Here is a 15,563-nt window from a genome sequence, read left to right as displayed (position 1 = left end):
CAGCGTTACGGTGAGTACTGGAGTGCGCGAGCCTCTGGGAAACTCGTTTCGCCGCCTCCACTCATACGCAGACTTTCTTCCCTACAGAGCGGCTGGGTCGGCAGTTGCTATGTAGGGTTTTCTGCAGTTATACACGCTAGCGATTGGTATACTGGACGAAAGCCGCCGAATCGATATCAAATCAGTACCAAATATGTTTGGGACGGGACTTATTCAGTAGTATCCGAAAGCGCAAGACATGGATACAGGGGTAGACGATGCGGATTTCGACGCGCTTTACGGGCTTCTGTCCGACTCATATCGTCGATACGTCCTGTATTACTTACTGGATAGTGAGTACGCAAACGTCGACGGGGTATCACTCCAGATCGCTGGGTGGGAGCAAGATATTCCGATCGAGAACGTTTCTGAAGACGCGCTGAACACGGTAACGCTGTCGTTAGTGCACAATCATCTTCCACGATTGGTTGATCATGGGTTGGTGAACTACGACCGCCGAAGTGGTGATATTATCGTGGGTGATCGATTCGATGCGATACGGTCGACAGTGGAACAGGCACGGGCGGTTGAAGAGCCCGATATAACCATCAACAACTCTACTGAGTCGTTTCTTTACAGCGAACTGTTAACTGAACGCGACGATCAGAGTCCAACGTAGCTACTTGCGTGCTGGACAGTCTCTCGTATCGATCGCTATTGGAGAGGGCCGAGTAACCGAGGATTACTGGGGAAGTCGTGACGTCGACGAACGAGAGCAACCGCTCTACGTAGTCAATGTGCGCCCGGAACACTAACGTCCAGCCTCATCCCGTGGCGGCGTGCCGCGTCGGCTGGCTAACCCTCGTGCCGGGCGGGAGAACTCGTGGGAGCTCTCCGGGTACTATTGTCGCGTGCCCGGGTTCGCCGTACTGTCATCGCACCCGAATGGGTCTGCTCGGACGGGGACTAAAGGCACGCACCTCATCTAGGAACGCGACCCGTTTAACTCTTGTAGACTCGAGTCCTCGCGGCGCGTCGTGTATATAGTACCAACTGCTACGATTGACACACCGATCGCACAGGCTGCGCTTCTTGCTCACGTCGGACGCTCACGGCTCGTTTCACTCACCGTTCACGCCCCGCGGTTCTCGCTCACTCTGTTCGCTCACGGCTCGCGTCGCTCCGAACCGCGCTCTCGTTGTTCGATCGGGTGTGACTGTCTGGCTACGATAGTTAGAAGCCAGAGGGGGAGCTCCGGTACACAGTTCGCCTCGAGTAACGACTGGGACTGCGAGCGATCATCCGGGTTCCGGTGCTGCGGTGACGTTACCCTCGTTCGTCTCGAGCCACCGGTCGTACGTTTCCGGTTCGACGACGACGATGTCGGCGTCCATTCGCGAGTGGCCGGCGCCGCAGAACTCGGTACAGACGGCGTCATACCGGCCGGGTTCGGAGACAGTGGTACGGGCGCGGGTGTAACGGCCGGGGAATGCATCCTGTTTGACGGCCAGATCGGACACGAACAGCGAGTGGATAACGTCGTCGCTCGTGAGCCAGAGCGTTACGTTCTCGTCGGCGGGTATCACGATTTCGTTTTCAGTCGTAACGTTTGCTCCGGGATAGGATGCTTGCCACTCCCACTGGTAACCGGTAACGTACACCTCCTCGTCGCCGGTCTCGGGGAGATCGTCGAACGATTCGAACCCTTCCTGACTGCGGTTGTCGCTGTCGAGTGCCTGTGATGGAGACACGTACGGGTTGACGAGGACGCTGTAACCGGAGAGACCGACGAACAACAGGATGAGCGCCGTTGCAACGGTCCAGGTGATCTCCAGGGCGGGATCCTCCGTGGTGGGTTCGGGATCGTCGTTGTCGTGGAACTTGACGGCCGCGTAGACCAGAATCACGAGGACGAACAGCGTCAGCGGCAGGGCTACGTAGAGCAACTGGTACTCGAGACCGTCGATGAGTTCTCGGTTTTCCGACTGTGCAGCGGCCGTTCCCGTCAGTGCGAGGAGACTCGAGAGCGCCGCGACGGTGAGTGCGACGATCGTGCGACGGCGGCTTCCCATTAGCGGTGATTCAATAACCGGCGTGAAATACGTCATTCACGAATTGATAAACTTTCACGATTACGAACTGGTTATAGGCGGTGAAAGACGGCCGACTAACTGTCTGTATCGAGGAAAGTAAGGAAATAGTTAGTTGATCTTTATGGGGGTCGATAATGAGTCCACCGCTATGCACGGCGATGAGCGGTGCGGTCGGGCCATCAGGGGTGACGGACGGTGAACCGTGCACTCGCTGAGGTCTCGTTGTTCGGAGCTGTCGTCGTTGGCTGTCTATTGGTCGTCCTCGTCGCACAACGGTTACGAGTCGAGCCGTCGCCGGACGGCGGTTATGTGACGGGTCGCCAGCGCCGGCTCGGACTCGGCGACGCGAAGGCGGCCGCCGTTCGGTGGACGACGACGACGAACCACCGCGAGATTGGACTGCTCTACATCGCGTTCGGCACCGTCGCGGCGATCTGGGGTGGGATCGATGCGATGATGATCCGGACGCATCTGTTGACCCCGGAGGCCAACCTCTGGACCGAACAGACGTACAACGAACTGTTCACGATGCACGGGCTGACGATGTTGATCTTCTTCGTCACTCCGGTGTTCTTCGGAATCGGGAACTACTTCCTGCCGCTGTTGATCGGCGCCGACGATATGGCGTTTCCGCGGCTCAACGCTATCGGATTCTGGCTGTTGCCGCCCTCACTGCTGCTCGCTCGGTTGGGGATCGTCGCCGAAGTAACGGGAGCGGTCCTGGCCGTCGTCGTCCCGACGGACTGGATCTCGGTCCTGTTAGCGTTTCAGGAGCCGGCGATCGGGTGGACGATGTATCCGCCCTTATCGCTGGCACCGAATCCGCAGACGAATTTCCTCCTCCTGGGGCTCCACTTGAGTGGCATCGCTACCACGATCGGTGCGATCAACTTCATCACGACGATCATCTACGAGCGCGACGAGTCGATCGGGTGGGCGAACCTCGACATCTTCTCCTGGAACATGCTCATCACGAGCGCGATCATCATCTTCGCGTTCCCGCTGCTCGGCACCGCGTTGCTCATGCTCCTGTTCGACCGCAATTTCGGGACGACGTTCTTCGCGGTCGAGGGAGGTGGCCCCATCCTCTGGCAGCACTTGCTCTGGTTCTGGGGCCATCCGGAGGTCTACATCATCTTCTTGCCAGCGACCGGGCTGATGAGCCTCATACTGCCGAAGTTCGTCGGACGGAAGCTGTTCGGATTCAAGTTCATCGTCTACTCGACGATCGCCATCGGCGTCCTCTCGTTCGGCGTCTGGGCCCATCACATGTTCGTGACGGGCGTCGACCCACGTGTCCGGGCGAGTTTTATGGCGACATCGATCGCCATCGCCGTTCCCAGCGCGATCAAGGTGTTTAACTGGATCACCACAATGTGGAACGGCGATGTCAAACTCGCTGCGCCGACGATCCTCTGTGTCGGCTCGATCGGCCTGTTCATCGTCGGTGGCGTCACCGGCATCTTCCTCGCGGTCATCCCGGTCGACGTCATCTATCACGGCACCTATTACGTGGTCGGCCACTTCCATCTCATCCTCATGGGGATAATTCCCCTCATGATGTTCGCCGCGAGCTACTACTGGTATCCGATGCTCACCGGCCGGATGTACGACCGCCGACTCGCGATCTTCCAGTCGTCGTTGCTGGTCGTCGGCTCCGCAGTCACGTTCATGACGCTGATGGCGCTCGGCTTCCTCGAGCTCCCACGCCGGTACGCGACCTACCCGGCGGGATACTCGGTGCTGCAGGTGGTCGCGACCGTCGGCGCGTTTCTCATCGGGATCAGCGTCCTCATGTGGCTCTACAACATGATCTGGTCGTACTTCCAGGGGACGCCGATCGAGACCGCTGACCCCTGGGAACTGAAGGCGACGGAGCAGTTCACACCCGAGTGGCAGTGGTTCGAGGATCGACTCGAGCGCGAGCGCGGGGTCCCGCCGAGCGAACCGGACAAAGTGCGTCCGTCCTACGTGCCCGCACAGGACGACCGGCCGCTGTCGCTGTACGGCCGTATCAAGCCGGTCGCCCGGACCGTCGCGAACGATGCGAGTACCGGTGCAGTCGGCGGCTTCGTCGGGACGATGCTCATGTCAGGTGTGCTCGCTATCGCTGTCCTTCTCGGTGCGTTCGATCTCGAGTCCTTCGCGACTCTCACGACGTTCGTCGGGTTGCCGTCGGATCTCGCTCTCGGCTACGGGCTCTTCCTCATCGCCGGAACGACGGTCTGGCCCCTGTTGTTCCTCTCGCTGGGCGAGTACCTGCCGGGCGAGCTCACCCTCGTCACCGGACTGTGGTATGCGACGGTCATCTCACCCGGGTTCGCGCTCGCCTTCTACACCGGACAGACCGGCCTCGAACTGGTGACGTTCCTCATCTTCGTCCCGCTCGCTCACTGGATCTACGGGCTCGGACTCGCGGGAACGATCACGTATCTCGGCGGTCGCCGACGCCGCCCGTCGACGGGGGAGGACGAGAACGAATGAGCGACAGTGACGGCACATCTCCCGGCACGGACGAACCTCCCGCTGCCGACGAACCTCCCACTACTGACGTACCGCCCGCCACGGACGAGACGGGACCGGTGGAACCGACCGCCTCCGCCGAGTCGCTGCTGTTGACGTACGCCGCGCCCTTTCTCGGTGTCGTCCTGATCGCCGTCGGGCTCCCCCTCGCGATCGTCGGCGGCTACGTCGTCGTCCAGGACGGCGTCGGCCTCTGTGGGGAACCCACCCTCACGGCGACGCCGGCCGACGAATACGAGGGAGCGTTGACGACCATCGAGACGTTGCCCGCCGAGGATCTCTCGGCGGCCGAACGGGAGGCCCTCGAGGAGGCGATCGACAGCCCGCTTCAGGAGGGCACGGTCGCTGGCGAACTGTCGAACCGGGAGACGCTGCTCGAGGGGGCGATCGTCGAATACGAAGGCGCTCGCTACTACGTTCAGATCGCGTCTCTGAACTCCTGCCTCGAGGTTGCCCCGTTGCTCTTCCCGATCGGTGCCATCGCGATCATCGTGGGGATCCTCGGCGTCCTGACGCCGCCGATCTATCGGAAGATGGCCGGTTTCGAGGAGCGCATGCGGAACGGTCGGACGGAGTGAGCACGCTGCCCGGTCACGTCCGGGAAATCCGTGGTGGCGCTGTCCGTGTTCGGCGCTCGGAACGAGAGAGGACGATGACAGCCAGCCGTGGACGGCGAATTCGAGCGAAATCAGCGGGTCGGATGGCTGGTGGCCAGAGCGGGCGGCCGACAGGCCGCGTCGATTCGATTCTATTCGCTCGAGTCGGACGATTCGTTCGTCCTGTTCGGCGTGTCGTTCGTCATCGGGCTGGGTTGGGGAGCGATCACTTCGCCGTCACCCGGCTGTTCGGCGGCGTAGGAGAACTGCCCCTTGCCGTCCGGGGCTTCGCCCTGGGTCCAGGGGTACTCGGGATTCGGTTGTTCTTCCCGTCTGGTCGACATGAACGTGTAGTTGAACTCCTGGTTCTCCTGTTCCTGCGGGAAGCTTGCGGGAACCGGAACCGGATCGTCGAGCGTCTCGAGGGCCTGTAGCCACTGGTTTTGGTGCATAGTGTCCCGTGCGATCAGATAGGAGAGCATGTCCTTCATGCCGGGGTCGTCGGTGTACTCCCAGAGCCGCGTTGCGAGGGTCCGACCGGTCGATTCAGCCATCACGTTCGCGTAGAGGTCGCCGGCGAGGTTCCCCGACGCGACGATATAGTTGCCGGTGAACGGGGCACCGTTACTGTCGACGGGCATGGCCGATTCGCCCGCAGAGAGGAACTGACGCGGGTTCTGTCCGGTCATCGCTGCAGCAGTGGCCGCGGTCTCCTGGGCGTCCTCGCTCATCTGCTGGGACGAGCCCCGGAGATTCTTCGTGACGGCCGACGCGAGCATCTCGATGTGGCCGAGTTCCTCGGTGGCGGTCTCCATCAACAGGTTCCGATACTCCTCGTACCCCTCGGGGAGGGCCCAGGCCTGGAACATGTACTGCATGGCAACGCGCATTTCGCCTTCCTGGCCGCCGATCGCTTGCTGGAGGAGCTTCGCGAAGTGCGGGTCCGGTTCTTCGACGGTAACCTCGTACTGGAGCTCCGGTTCATGGAAGAACATCCACTCATCCCTGCCCACATCCAGTGGGATAAACAACTGTTATGACTCGTAGTGATATTTTGATAAACTGGCGATTATCCGGCATCGATTACTCGGATCCTGCGGGAGAAATGCGCTCCGGGACGATATCGCTCCACACGGCAAACACGCCGATCGTTGTGTCATCATGGCAAACAGTTATACCGACCCCGGTGGTCGGGAATCAGCGCATGACTGAGGATAGATGGTCAACGTCACGACGCGCGTTCGTCAAGTACGGCGCAGTGACGACGGGAACGCTGTTGGGGGCCTCCGGAGCATCTGCCGAAACGGGATCGAAACCCACCGACTCCATCGGTGAAACGACCGATTACGGCATGATGCTCCCCTATCAATTCACCCCGGGCAGTCAGTTCACAGTCGTCGAGTCCGATCTCGACTGGTATCCCGGCCGGTTCGAAGACACCTATCAGGCTAACGTGATCGCCTACGATCACGCGCCGTCGTATCGCGCCTTCCTTCTTACCGAGTCCGAGGCGACCCTCGAGCCGGATAGATCCTTCGAGCTGGGAGCCGTCCGGGAACCACCGGGAGCCGCCAGTCAGCGGTTCGTCACCGTCGGCCTCGAGTAACGCGGCGCTCGGTTACGTCGCGGGCCGGTTCGCGCCGGCCGTGGTCCGTCGTTGCTCGACTGGCCACGGGGTTTTTCCCCGTTCGCTGTCGTACGAAGCCGACACATGAGGTGACCCTGGTGGGTAACAACGATGAGAAACAACGAGCGGCGGCGAAATGCGAACAGTGCGACGAGATCGGGATCGTCCAGATCTGGCCCGACGGTAGCCTCCAGCCGCTCGGTCAGTCGAATTTCTGTGACTGTGCGTCTCCCGCGCTCGAGGTCCTCGAGACCGATCTCGATCACGACGAAATACCATAACCCGTCCCGACGGATGCTCGGTCGTCCGGTCTCCTCACACCGACGCGCCGACGTAGAGGACGACGACGAGGAAGAGCCAGACGACGTCGACGAAGTGCCAGTACAGCGAGACGGTCGCGACGGACGTATCCCGTTCCGGGCCGTAGTGGCCCCGAAGCGCCCGCCAGCAGAGCACGGCGATGCCGCCGACGCCCAGCGTGACGTGGAGCCCGTGGAGCCCGGTCAGTCCGAAGAACGCGCTCCCGAAGATGCCACTCGCGAGCGAAAACCCCTCGTGAGCCACGAACTCGTAGTACTCGTAGACCTGCCCGGCGAGGAAAACGAGGCCGAGTCCGAGCGTCGCTCCGAGCAGCCCGAGGAATCGTCGCCGGTTGTCCTCCTCGAGCGCCTGATGTGCGTAGTGGAAGGTGATACTGCTAGCAACGAGGATCGTGGTGTTGACGACGATGAGCGAGCCCAACAGGGGCGGTAACTCCTCGGGCGGCCAGGATCCGATCCTGACGAAGAAGTAGTAGATAAAGAGCGCGCCGAACGTCGAGACGTCGGTCGCGAGAAAGAGCAGCGTCGTCGAGACGTACGATTCGCGCGATTTGAGGGGGCCCTGCGCGTCTCGAGCCGGTGACAGAAACGCCTGTTCGACCCAGCCCGCGATGCCGGCCAGGAGGACGATCGTCCCAGCCACGGCCAGACCGATGCCAGCTAGGGGCGGGAGGAGGCCGGTTTCGTTCCCGAGGATGGTGATCGCAACCCCGCCGTAGAGTCCAGCGGCTCCGGCGGCGGCGACGAGCGGCCAGCGACTCCGGTGTTCGTGCTCGTCGTGGTCACCGTGGCCGCGATGGTCGCCGTACTCCTCGGGTGCCTGCCCCTCGGGAACGCGATGTCCAGAGCCGTCGGCTCGAGGGGGGGCTTCATCGGACGTATTGGTGCGTCCACCAGAGTCCATATTCCCGCTTCCACGTCGGCCCCGAAAAAGGCTCACCGCGTACAAGCAATTATGGATTTGTTAGAGTCAGCTGCGATTTCGGACTCCCACACGATCGGTTCGTCGGCACTCGAGTCCACTGGCTCGATCCCGAACCACTGGAACCGGCCGACTCAGTAGAAGTAGTCGTCTTCCGAAAGCTGGACGTAGCGACCGTCGCGGTACTTGAACTTCTGGCGCTTGTACGCGGTGATGATCTTCGCGGCGTCGATTCCGGCGGTGTAGCGCTTGTTGATCAGGGCGTTGTCCGACCCGTTGCCCTGCATATCGTTGACGGTGTCGAAGGCCCAGTCCCAGTCGTCGGGCCCGTAGTCCGCGACGATGTCCGCGAAGGCGACATTCCGCAGGATCTCGTCGCCGATCGCGCGCTTCCAGATGTCGTTATAGTTCTCGATCGAGTCCGTCGCGGCGAGTCGGCCGGCGATCTTGCCGGTGCGGACGGCGACGTGGTAGCCGCCCTCGTGGAACGCCGAGGTCGTGCCCATCGCGCCGCCGGCGACGGCGATGTTCGCGCCGACGGGCGACTCGATCGGGCGCGTCGAGGAGATCGGATAGGTTTCCGTCCCCTTCGACTTCCCGCGGTCTTCGACTCGCGGAATGTCCGTCTCGATATCGTACTCGTCGCCGTACTCCTGCTCGAGGAGGCGGCTGATGTACTCGGCACCCGATGGGATCCGGTCGTCGTCCGGTCGCAGGAGCTTGTAGGAGCCGGGATTCTCGACGTCGGCGAGGTCCATCCCGATGGGCATCGTCAGGCCGACGCGGGCGACCGTGCCGTCGTTCGGGAAGATCCACGGGTAGGCGGTCTCGCCGGGCATGTACCCCCACCAGAATTTGAGTCGGTCCTCGAACTCCGCGAACAGTTCGGGGGGAAACTCTCGATACTCCTGATAGGCGATGTGATTCGCTTTCGGCGGCGAGAGGTGATCGGAGACGCTCCGGCCGGGCGCCGTGAACTGGTCGAGCGCCTCGAGCGTGACCCGGCGTTGCGGGCCGTCCGCGAGGACGACGTACTGGGCCTCGAGTTCGTCGCCGCTCGAGAGCGTCAGCGTGTGGGTCGGTCCCTGCGGACCGGACGCTCGCAGATCGGTCTCGAGGTCCGTGACGCCCGCCCCGACGCGAAGATCGGCACCCGCGTCGGTCGCTCGCTCGTAGAGCCAGTCGTCCATGCGCGTGCGGTGGAAGGTGTACCCGAATTTGGGGTAGCTGGCCTCCATCCCGGTCGTCCGCAACTCGACGCTGCTGTTCGGGCCGACGAACTCCGTGGCCTCGAGCTCCCGGTGAATGACCTCGTCGGGAATCTCCCGGTAGTCGAACTCCATGATGTCGATCCAATAGTCGAGCATCCCGGCGGCGTCGGTCGAATCCGGCCCCGGCCCGTCCCGGTCCTCTCGGGGCACCCCCTGCTCGAAGAGAACCGTCTCGGCACCGTGCGCAGCAGCCTGCTCGGCCGCGGACGCACCAGCGGGACCGCCGCCGACGATCGCGACGTCTACGCGTTCCATACGCCGTGGGGACTCAGCGAGCCATTATAAAAACTGCGAGGTGAATGTCTGCGCAGTGGACCGATCTCCGAATCGGTCCGTCCGACGGTACGCTCTCGCTTGGATGGCTGCGATAGTAACCACTGAACGTCACTGCACCCGATCAAACGACGGGAGCGCGGTTCGGAGATGCGCGGTTCGGAGCGATGCGCGGTTCGGAGCGAACAGAGTGAGCGAGAACCGCGAAATGCGAACGGTGAGCGAAGCGAGCCGTGAGCGTTCGAAGGGAGCGCGAACCGCAGACTGTGCGATCGGTTCGTCGACGTTAAAAGAATCCCCTGAGAAGCACCAGCAAGACTCCGGAGAGGACGACGAAACCGAGGAAACCGATGAAGATGATCGTCGCCTGCCGTCCGGTAAGCGTTTCGCCATCGAGGAACTCGTCTGAAGGCATTGCAATCGACTTCGCATCTCCCCCGCTTAAACATGATGATCTGATCACTCGGTTCGCGGTCGGAGACTGGCTTGAAGGGGCGTAGACCCTGTTCAGACGGACTCCGTTTTTACGGGGGCTGCCGTCCGTCTCTCACATCGAGCACCGTGCCGCGAGACGAACGTTTTTGATCGCACTGGACGAGTCCCCGGACATGAGTGATACTACCGCGCCGGACGTGCTCGTCCTCCGGAAGGGGACTCACGGTATTCCGATCGAAGCGTACGCCGACGCGATCCGCGACCGACTGCCGGACCACACCGTCGCGCTCGCGCGCACGCCGGCTGAGGAGCGCGAGGCCATTCGGAACGCGACGTTCGTCACCGGCATGACCCTCGAGGAGGACCTGCTCGACGCGGCCGAGAACCTCGAGGTCTTCGCCTGCGCGTACGCGGGAACCGGTCACCTCCCCCTCGAGGAACTCGAGGAGCGCGGCGTCGCGGTGACGAACGCCTCGGGGGTCCACGGGCCGAACATCGGCGAGCACGTGCTGGGGGCGATCTTGCATTTCACCCGGCGGTTCCACGTCGGTGCGCGCCGCCAGCGGCGCCGCGAGTGGCGACATTACAGGGCCCACGAACTGCAGGGATCGACGGTCACCGTCGTCGGACTGGGCGCGATCGGACGGGCGGTCTGTGACCGGCTCGAGCCGTTCGGCGTCGACCACCTCGGTGTGCGCTACACGCCCGAGAAGGGCGGGCCGACCGACGAGGTGATCGGATTCGAGAGCGCGGCGTTCGACGACGCGCTCGCGCGCACGGACTACCTCGTGCTAGCCTGTCCGCTGACGGAGACGACCCGCGGCCTGCTCGACCGCGAGGCGTTCGTGACGATCGATCCCGAGGCGGTGCTGGTCAACGTCGCCCGCGGACCGGTCGTCGAGACGGACGCGCTGGTCGAGGCCCTGCGGTCGAACTGGATCCGCGGCGCCGCCCTGGACGTCACCGACCCCGAACCGCTGCCCGAGGAGCACCCGCTCTGGACCTTCGAAAACGTCCAGATCACGCCCCACAACGCGGGTCACACGCCGCAGTACTACGAGCGGTTGGCCGACATCGTCGCCGAAAACGTCGCGCGGATCGACGACGACGGGGACGATGCCGGTCTCGAGAATCAGGTATCGCCCTGACGACACCGTCCGATCGGATCGACACCGACCTCACCTGACCGCCGCTCGAGCCGTTCGACTCACCTTTTTGATCCCGTCCCACGAATCGTGAGTATGGACCTGTCATTGGTCGATGGAACCGAGCGAGCGAGGCACACCGTACGAGCGGACGAAACGGGTGGTATCCCGTGCCGCTGACGTTCGACGGGACGATTCTCGTCCCCGCAGCCGATCCCGACGACGGGGAGCGGACCGCGGCGGCGCTCGCGCCGTATCTCTCTCCCTCGAGTCGGGTGATCGTCGTCAACGTGATCGAGAAGGCCGGCGGCGCGCCCGACAAGGCGTCGGTGGAACAGCGCGAGGAGTACGCCAAAGAGATTTTCGAGCGCGCTCGCGCCCCGCTCGAGGAGCGGGCAGGGTCGGTCGAGACGGCGGTCCTCTTCGGGACCGACGTCGTCGAGACGATCTTCGATGCCGCAGTGGAGCGCGACGTCGACGCCGTCGTCTTCGAGCCTCGCGAGAGCAATCGGTTCGTGGAACTGCTCACCGGCGACGTGGCTCACCGGCTGGTGAAGGAGGCCTCGGTCCCGGTGGTTGCACTGCCGCGAAACGAGGGATAGAGGGGAGTAGACCGAATATAGCTCGCAGCCGGATTTCCATCCGCCGACGTCCGTCTTAGTTCCTGTTTGACCGTCCGAAACTACCGTTACTGCTGCTCTACGAGTTCGATGCGTCCCGTCTGGTCGACCGTGACTCGATAGGCGGCGTACTCGAACGTGACGGAACCGACGGACCGTCCGTTCTCCCCAGCCGACTGAAACAGCGAATCGAGCGCGGTCGGATCGACCACGTCGTACAGCGGCCCGAACTCGTCCGCGAGCTCGAGCGCGTCCAGCCCAGATTCCGACGCGACCGCAGCGAGGACCGCTTCGCTGAGGGGTTTGTTCGACTCGAACTGATACGCCCCGCTCTCGTTGCGCAGTTGTCGCTCGCCAGTTGGTGACTCAGTTTCCATACCTCGCGTACTGGTCCAACGCGGGAAGTGACTACGATTGGATGGTCAACCCATTAAGAGGGGGTCCGTTCGCTCACCGTATTCTGGAGCAGATTGGCCTGCCCTCGTCGAAGACGAGCGGACAGCGCTTGAGCCGAGATATCCAACTGCTCGGCGACCGCCGATAACGTCGTTCCCCGCGGGACGTCGAAGTAGCCCTCCTCGAGAGCGACCAGCAACGCTTCTCGCTGGCTGTCGGTGATCCCGTATCGATCGCTGGACGGGTTCGATTCCCGGAAGAGTCGCTGAATCCGAAACGGAATATCCTTTTCGCGACAGACGTCACGATACGCGAACAGCGCCTCCCGCGTCGGGACCCGCGCGCGAATCTTCGTCACCGCCATGACGGTAATCTCGTGAAAGCCGATATCGTACTCCGCCGCCGTGGGATAGGTCAAGTGTTTCTGCCCCTGCTCCGATAGCGTCACGCTGTAGAGACGACGGCCGTCCGCTTCCTCGAGGAGCGAGTACTCGCGAATCGTCTCGTCGTCGTCCAGCGCTACGTCAACGTCCTCGAGGCTGTCGCCGTAGGCCCAACAGATGAGCTTCGTTTCTCCCGTCTCGGATCGATAAATCTCTTCGACGTCGATCCTCGAGACGGCGTCGACCGTTCGCCGGAGAATCGGCGTCTCGATCTCGTACTCGACAATAAGGACCATAACAGTCTCTCCCTCTCGACGTCCGTCCCGAGCCCTTGTTATACTGTCTCACTTTCCGGTCGGCGCCGCCGGGAAGCGGCGCCCGTTTCGCGGGCTGCTCACGATCGCATCGGTATCCGTCCGACCCGCTCGATGCAGGCGAAACTATCGGTCGCGTCGATAGGAAGTAACCGCTCGAGCCGTCGTCTCTATATGTAGCCGTTCTCGAGCAACAGTTCGCCGTTGAGGACGCTCGCGCCGGCGGCACCGCGAATCGTGTTGTGTGCGAGACAGTTGTACTGGAGGCCGAACGGGGACTCCTGTAGGCCGCCCGCGGCGACTGCCATCCCGCCGCCGAGCGTGCGGTCCATCCGCGGCTGCGGTCGATCCGGCTCCTCGAAGACGTGGATGAGCGGGTCGGGCGAGGAGCGCAGGTCGAGCGAGGGGTACTCCCGCATGGCCTCGGCGGCCGCCTCGGGGGTGAGTTCGTCTTCGGTCTCGACCCAGACGTTCTCGAGGTGGCCGTCGATCGTCGGGATACGATTACACGACGCCGAGACTGCCATGTCGTTGTGGCTGAGCGACGCGCCGTCGAAGTCGCCGAGCAGTTTGCGCGACTCGGTCTCGAGTTTGTCCTCCTCGCTGCCGATGTAGGGGATGGCGTTGTCGATGATCTCCATCGAAGAGACGCCGTCGTAGCCCGCGCCGGAGACGGCCTGCAGCGTCGAGACGTGAACCGTCTCGAGGCCGAAGTCGGTCAGGGCCGCGAGCGTGGGGACGAAGGTGATCGTCGAGCAGTTGGGGTTCTTGACCATCGCGCCGTCCCAGCCGCGCTCGTCGCGCTGGACCTCGAGCAAGTCGAGGTGCTCGGCGTTGACCTCCGGGATGACGAGTGGGATGTCGTCGGCCATGCGGCCGTTCGAGGAGTTCGAGGAGACGACGTAGCCGTCCTCACAGAAGCCGGGCTCGACTTCCGCGCCGACGCTCGAGGGGAGCGACGAGAACAGGAGATCGATATCGTCGGGGACCTCGCCGGGGTTGGTTGCCGTAACGGTTGTGTCGGCCACGTCCGCCGGGATGGGACTGTCGACGCGCCACTTCGCGGCCTGTCGATACGTCTTGCCGGCGCTCGCGTCGCTCGCGGTCAACGCTGCGATCTCGAACTCCGGGTGGGGGTCGAGAAGTTGGATGAGTCGCTGTCCGACGGCGCCGGTCGCACCGAGTACGCCTACTCGTACTGCCATTTTCCGCCACTCCGGGTCGTGTCCGCAAAACCGTTTGGGTTTTCGGTAGCGCGTGTCAACCGACGGAGTTGCCGTGAGGGGAACGTTTCGCCGACCGCTCCGAGCGAACTGCCCCCGTCCGACGGTTCCGACGTGTCTCGACAGCGGGTCGCGACGGTCGGATAGAAGATATTAAGAAACGGGAGCGGCTCCTAGCGACCGATGCACTACCGACAGGATCGACTCAAGGCCGCCGGCCAGAGGTGGTCCCGATGACGAGTTCGACCACGAGTACGAGCGATCGGGGACTGCTCGAGACGCGGTTCAGCATGGGTGCGGCGGCCCTTGCGGCCGTCGCGGCACTGTTGGCCCTCGCGTTCGGCTATCTCGGGTTCATCGACGGCGTGTTGCCGGGAATCGGCTACCAGCTCTCCATTTTGACGGGTCTCGTCGGGCTCCTGTTCGGGCTCGGTATCGCCCTCGTGGCGCTCGTCGCCGCGGTCTACATGGAACCCGGTCTCGACGAATAACTCGGTTTTCGGCCGCGGTACGACCGGCTCTCGATCGTCGACGCTTCCTCACCTGTTCAGTGACGACGGCCAACCCATAAACCGCTCTTCGGCGGTGCCGCGCTGACTGTCGGTCGACGGCTTTCGAGCGAGCCGGACGAGTCCCGCGGCTCGCTGTCATCGGATATACGTACTGTTCGCGGCGAGAATACCGACTTACGCGGGGACTTCCGCGCCTTTCTTTCGAGTCACGTAGCCCGCGATGCGGTTGCGGACGCCCTTGGACTCGACGTTCGTGAGCTTCGTGACGCTCTCTTTGTTCTGCTCGAAATCGGTCGTGAACGCCTCCGGATACCGCTCCAGGAGGAGGGTCCCGGTCTTCTTGACGTAGGCCGGTTTGATTGCCATGTGGAGTGGTTCCGTCCAGAGGCTCTTAATCCCTTTCTCTTCGCCGCTCCGGAATATCGATCGAGTCACACCTCCGTCGAGGCTACCAGCTCGAGTGCTCCCGCACTCGCTCGAGCGCCTCGCGCTCGCGCGGTCCCCCGGCCCGATCGACGACCGAGGCACAGTGGGCGAGCCGATCGCTGAGTTCGGCTTCGTCGTAGCCTGCGACCGAGAGCCGCGAGGCGGCGACAGTCGCCTCGACGACGGCTCCGAATCCGCGGTCGATCGTCGGGACCCGTTCGTTCACGGTCCTCGACTCGAGCGGGGTGAGCGTCCACGCCTCCCAGTCGGTGCCGCCGTCGGTTCCGGACTCGACGCGCTCGACGCTCACGCGCGCCCATGCGCTCGCGGACTCGAGGATCGGCTCCTCGCGTTCGACGATCGAGAGGGCGGCATCGGCGAAGTCGACGGGGTCGTCGACGAACTGCACGTGGGCCTCGCCCCGTCGGTGGAAGTTCCGGCGAGTACGGGTGTTCCCCCAGGTCCGTGCGGTGACGGGATCGCCGGCCCGAAGGCCGAGCGCGAG

Annotated in this window: 18 protein-coding genes; 8 read left to right on the top strand and 10 right to left on the bottom strand. The window is 63.1% G+C overall.

What is annotated here, in order from left to right; translation table 11 throughout:
* The first annotated feature begins 238 nt into the window (after positions 1-238).
* The gene (locus PGX04_RS25055) at positions 239-658 is read left to right on the top strand and encodes a DUF7344 domain-containing protein (RefSeq protein ID WP_273740986.1); all 420 of its coding nucleotides are present in this window, start codon (positions 239-241) and stop codon (positions 656-658) included.
* 619 nt (positions 659-1,277) lie between these two features.
* On the opposite strand, the gene coxB is transcribed toward PGX04_RS25055, so the two are convergent.
* The gene (coxB, locus tag PGX04_RS25050) at positions 1,278-2,051 is read right to left on the bottom strand and encodes a cytochrome c oxidase subunit II (RefSeq protein ID WP_273740985.1); all 774 of its coding nucleotides are present in this window, start codon (positions 2,049-2,051) and stop codon (positions 1,278-1,280) included.
* A gap of 216 nt (positions 2,052-2,267) precedes the next feature.
* On the opposite strand from coxB, the gene PGX04_RS25045 reads away from it, so the two are divergent.
* The gene (locus PGX04_RS25045; protein ID WP_273740984.1) at positions 2,268-4,556 is read left to right on the top strand and encodes a DUF6789 family protein; all 2,289 of its coding nucleotides are present in this window, start codon (positions 2,268-2,270) and stop codon (positions 4,554-4,556) included.
* Positions 4,553-5,173, top strand: coding sequence for a DUF7979 domain-containing protein (locus PGX04_RS25040; protein ID WP_273740983.1), 621 nt, complete (start codon positions 4,553-4,555; stop codon positions 5,171-5,173). The genes PGX04_RS25045 and PGX04_RS25040 overlap by 4 nt, the downstream gene beginning before the upstream one ends.
* 170 nt (positions 5,174-5,343) lie before the next feature.
* Here the strand turns inward: PGX04_RS25040 and PGX04_RS25035 are convergent, their stop codons facing one another.
* Positions 5,344-6,186, bottom strand: coding sequence for a manganese catalase (locus tag PGX04_RS25035; RefSeq protein ID WP_273740982.1), 843 nt, complete (start codon positions 6,184-6,186; stop codon positions 5,344-5,346).
* Positions 6,187-6,395: 209 nt separating this feature from the next.
* On the opposite strand from PGX04_RS25035, the gene PGX04_RS25030 reads away from it, so the two are divergent.
* Both PGX04_RS25030 and PGX04_RS25025 read left to right on the top strand, forming a co-directional pair.
* On the top strand, positions 6,396-6,797 hold the full coding sequence (locus tag PGX04_RS25030; RefSeq protein ID WP_273740981.1) for a hypothetical protein: 402 nt from the start codon (positions 6,396-6,398) through the stop codon (positions 6,795-6,797).
* A 110-nt stretch (positions 6,798-6,907) separates the two neighbouring features.
* A complete protein-coding gene (locus PGX04_RS25025; RefSeq protein WP_377043409.1) occupies positions 6,908-7,099 on the top strand; it encodes a hypothetical protein in 192 nt (63 codons plus the stop codon).
* A gap of 34 nt (positions 7,100-7,133) precedes the next feature.
* Here the strand turns inward: PGX04_RS25025 and PGX04_RS25020 are convergent, their stop codons facing one another.
* The 3 genes from PGX04_RS25020 to PGX04_RS25010 all read right to left on the bottom strand — a co-directional run bounded on the left by PGX04_RS25020 (position 7,134) and on the right by PGX04_RS25010 (position 10,019).
* Positions 7,134-8,042, bottom strand: a complete 909-nt coding sequence (locus PGX04_RS25020; protein ID WP_273740979.1) for a cytochrome c oxidase subunit 3 — start codon at positions 8,040-8,042, stop codon at positions 7,134-7,136.
* A gap of 152 nt (positions 8,043-8,194) precedes the next feature.
* Positions 8,195-9,586 (bottom strand): NAD(P)/FAD-dependent oxidoreductase, encoded by a 1,392-nt coding sequence (locus tag PGX04_RS25015; RefSeq protein ID WP_273740978.1) that lies wholly within the window; start codon positions 9,584-9,586, stop codon positions 8,195-8,197.
* Positions 9,587-9,890: 304 nt separating this feature from the next.
* Positions 9,891-10,019, bottom strand: coding sequence for a hypothetical protein (locus PGX04_RS25010; protein ID WP_273740977.1), 129 nt, complete (start codon positions 10,017-10,019; stop codon positions 9,891-9,893).
* Positions 10,020-10,212: 193 nt separating this feature from the next.
* Between PGX04_RS25010 and PGX04_RS25005 the strand changes: the two genes are divergently transcribed.
* Positions 10,213-11,187: a D-2-hydroxyacid dehydrogenase gene (locus tag PGX04_RS25005; RefSeq protein ID WP_273740976.1), complete on the top strand. Its 975-nt coding sequence runs from the start codon at positions 10,213-10,215 to the stop codon at positions 11,185-11,187.
* A 167-nt stretch (positions 11,188-11,354) separates the two neighbouring features.
* Positions 11,355-11,786, top strand: a complete 432-nt coding sequence (locus PGX04_RS25000) for a universal stress protein (RefSeq protein WP_273740975.1) — start codon at positions 11,355-11,357, stop codon at positions 11,784-11,786.
* A gap of 86 nt (positions 11,787-11,872) precedes the next feature.
* Here the strand turns inward: PGX04_RS25000 and PGX04_RS24995 are convergent, their stop codons facing one another.
* The 3 genes from PGX04_RS24995 to asd all read right to left on the bottom strand — a co-directional run bounded on the left by PGX04_RS24995 (position 11,873) and on the right by asd (position 14,102).
* On the bottom strand, positions 11,873-12,181 hold the full coding sequence (locus tag PGX04_RS24995; RefSeq protein WP_273740974.1) for a HalOD1 output domain-containing protein: 309 nt from the start codon (positions 12,179-12,181) through the stop codon (positions 11,873-11,875).
* A gap of 53 nt (positions 12,182-12,234) precedes the next feature.
* On the bottom strand, positions 12,235-12,879 hold the full coding sequence (locus PGX04_RS24990) for a helix-turn-helix domain-containing protein (protein ID WP_273740973.1): 645 nt from the start codon (positions 12,877-12,879) through the stop codon (positions 12,235-12,237).
* A gap of 188 nt (positions 12,880-13,067) precedes the next feature.
* Positions 13,068-14,102, bottom strand: a complete 1,035-nt coding sequence (asd, locus tag PGX04_RS24985) for an aspartate-semialdehyde dehydrogenase (RefSeq protein WP_273740972.1) — start codon at positions 14,100-14,102, stop codon at positions 13,068-13,070.
* 242 nt (positions 14,103-14,344) lie between these two features.
* Here asd and PGX04_RS24980 point away from each other — a divergent pair, with 242 nt between their 5' ends.
* Positions 14,345-14,611, top strand: a complete 267-nt coding sequence (locus tag PGX04_RS24980; protein WP_273740971.1) for a hypothetical protein — start codon at positions 14,345-14,347, stop codon at positions 14,609-14,611.
* Between the two features lie 195 nt (positions 14,612-14,806).
* Here PGX04_RS24980 and PGX04_RS24975 read toward each other — a convergent pair whose 3' ends face one another.
* Positions 14,807-14,998 carry a 30S ribosomal protein S17e gene (locus PGX04_RS24975; protein WP_006432730.1) on the bottom strand — a complete coding sequence of 64 codons (192 nt, stop codon included), beginning with the start codon at positions 14,996-14,998 and terminating at the stop codon, positions 14,807-14,809.
* An 82-nt stretch (positions 14,999-15,080) separates the two neighbouring features.
* Positions 15,081-15,563, bottom strand: a 483-nt coding sequence (locus PGX04_RS24970; RefSeq protein WP_273740970.1) for a DUF447 domain-containing protein, incomplete at its 5' end; no start/stop codon positions are given.

It is taken from the genome of Natrinema soli (genome assembly GCF_028618695.1).
The sequence above is the reverse complement of the archived record's forward strand: the minus strand, read 5'-3'. Positions and strand labels throughout refer to the sequence as shown.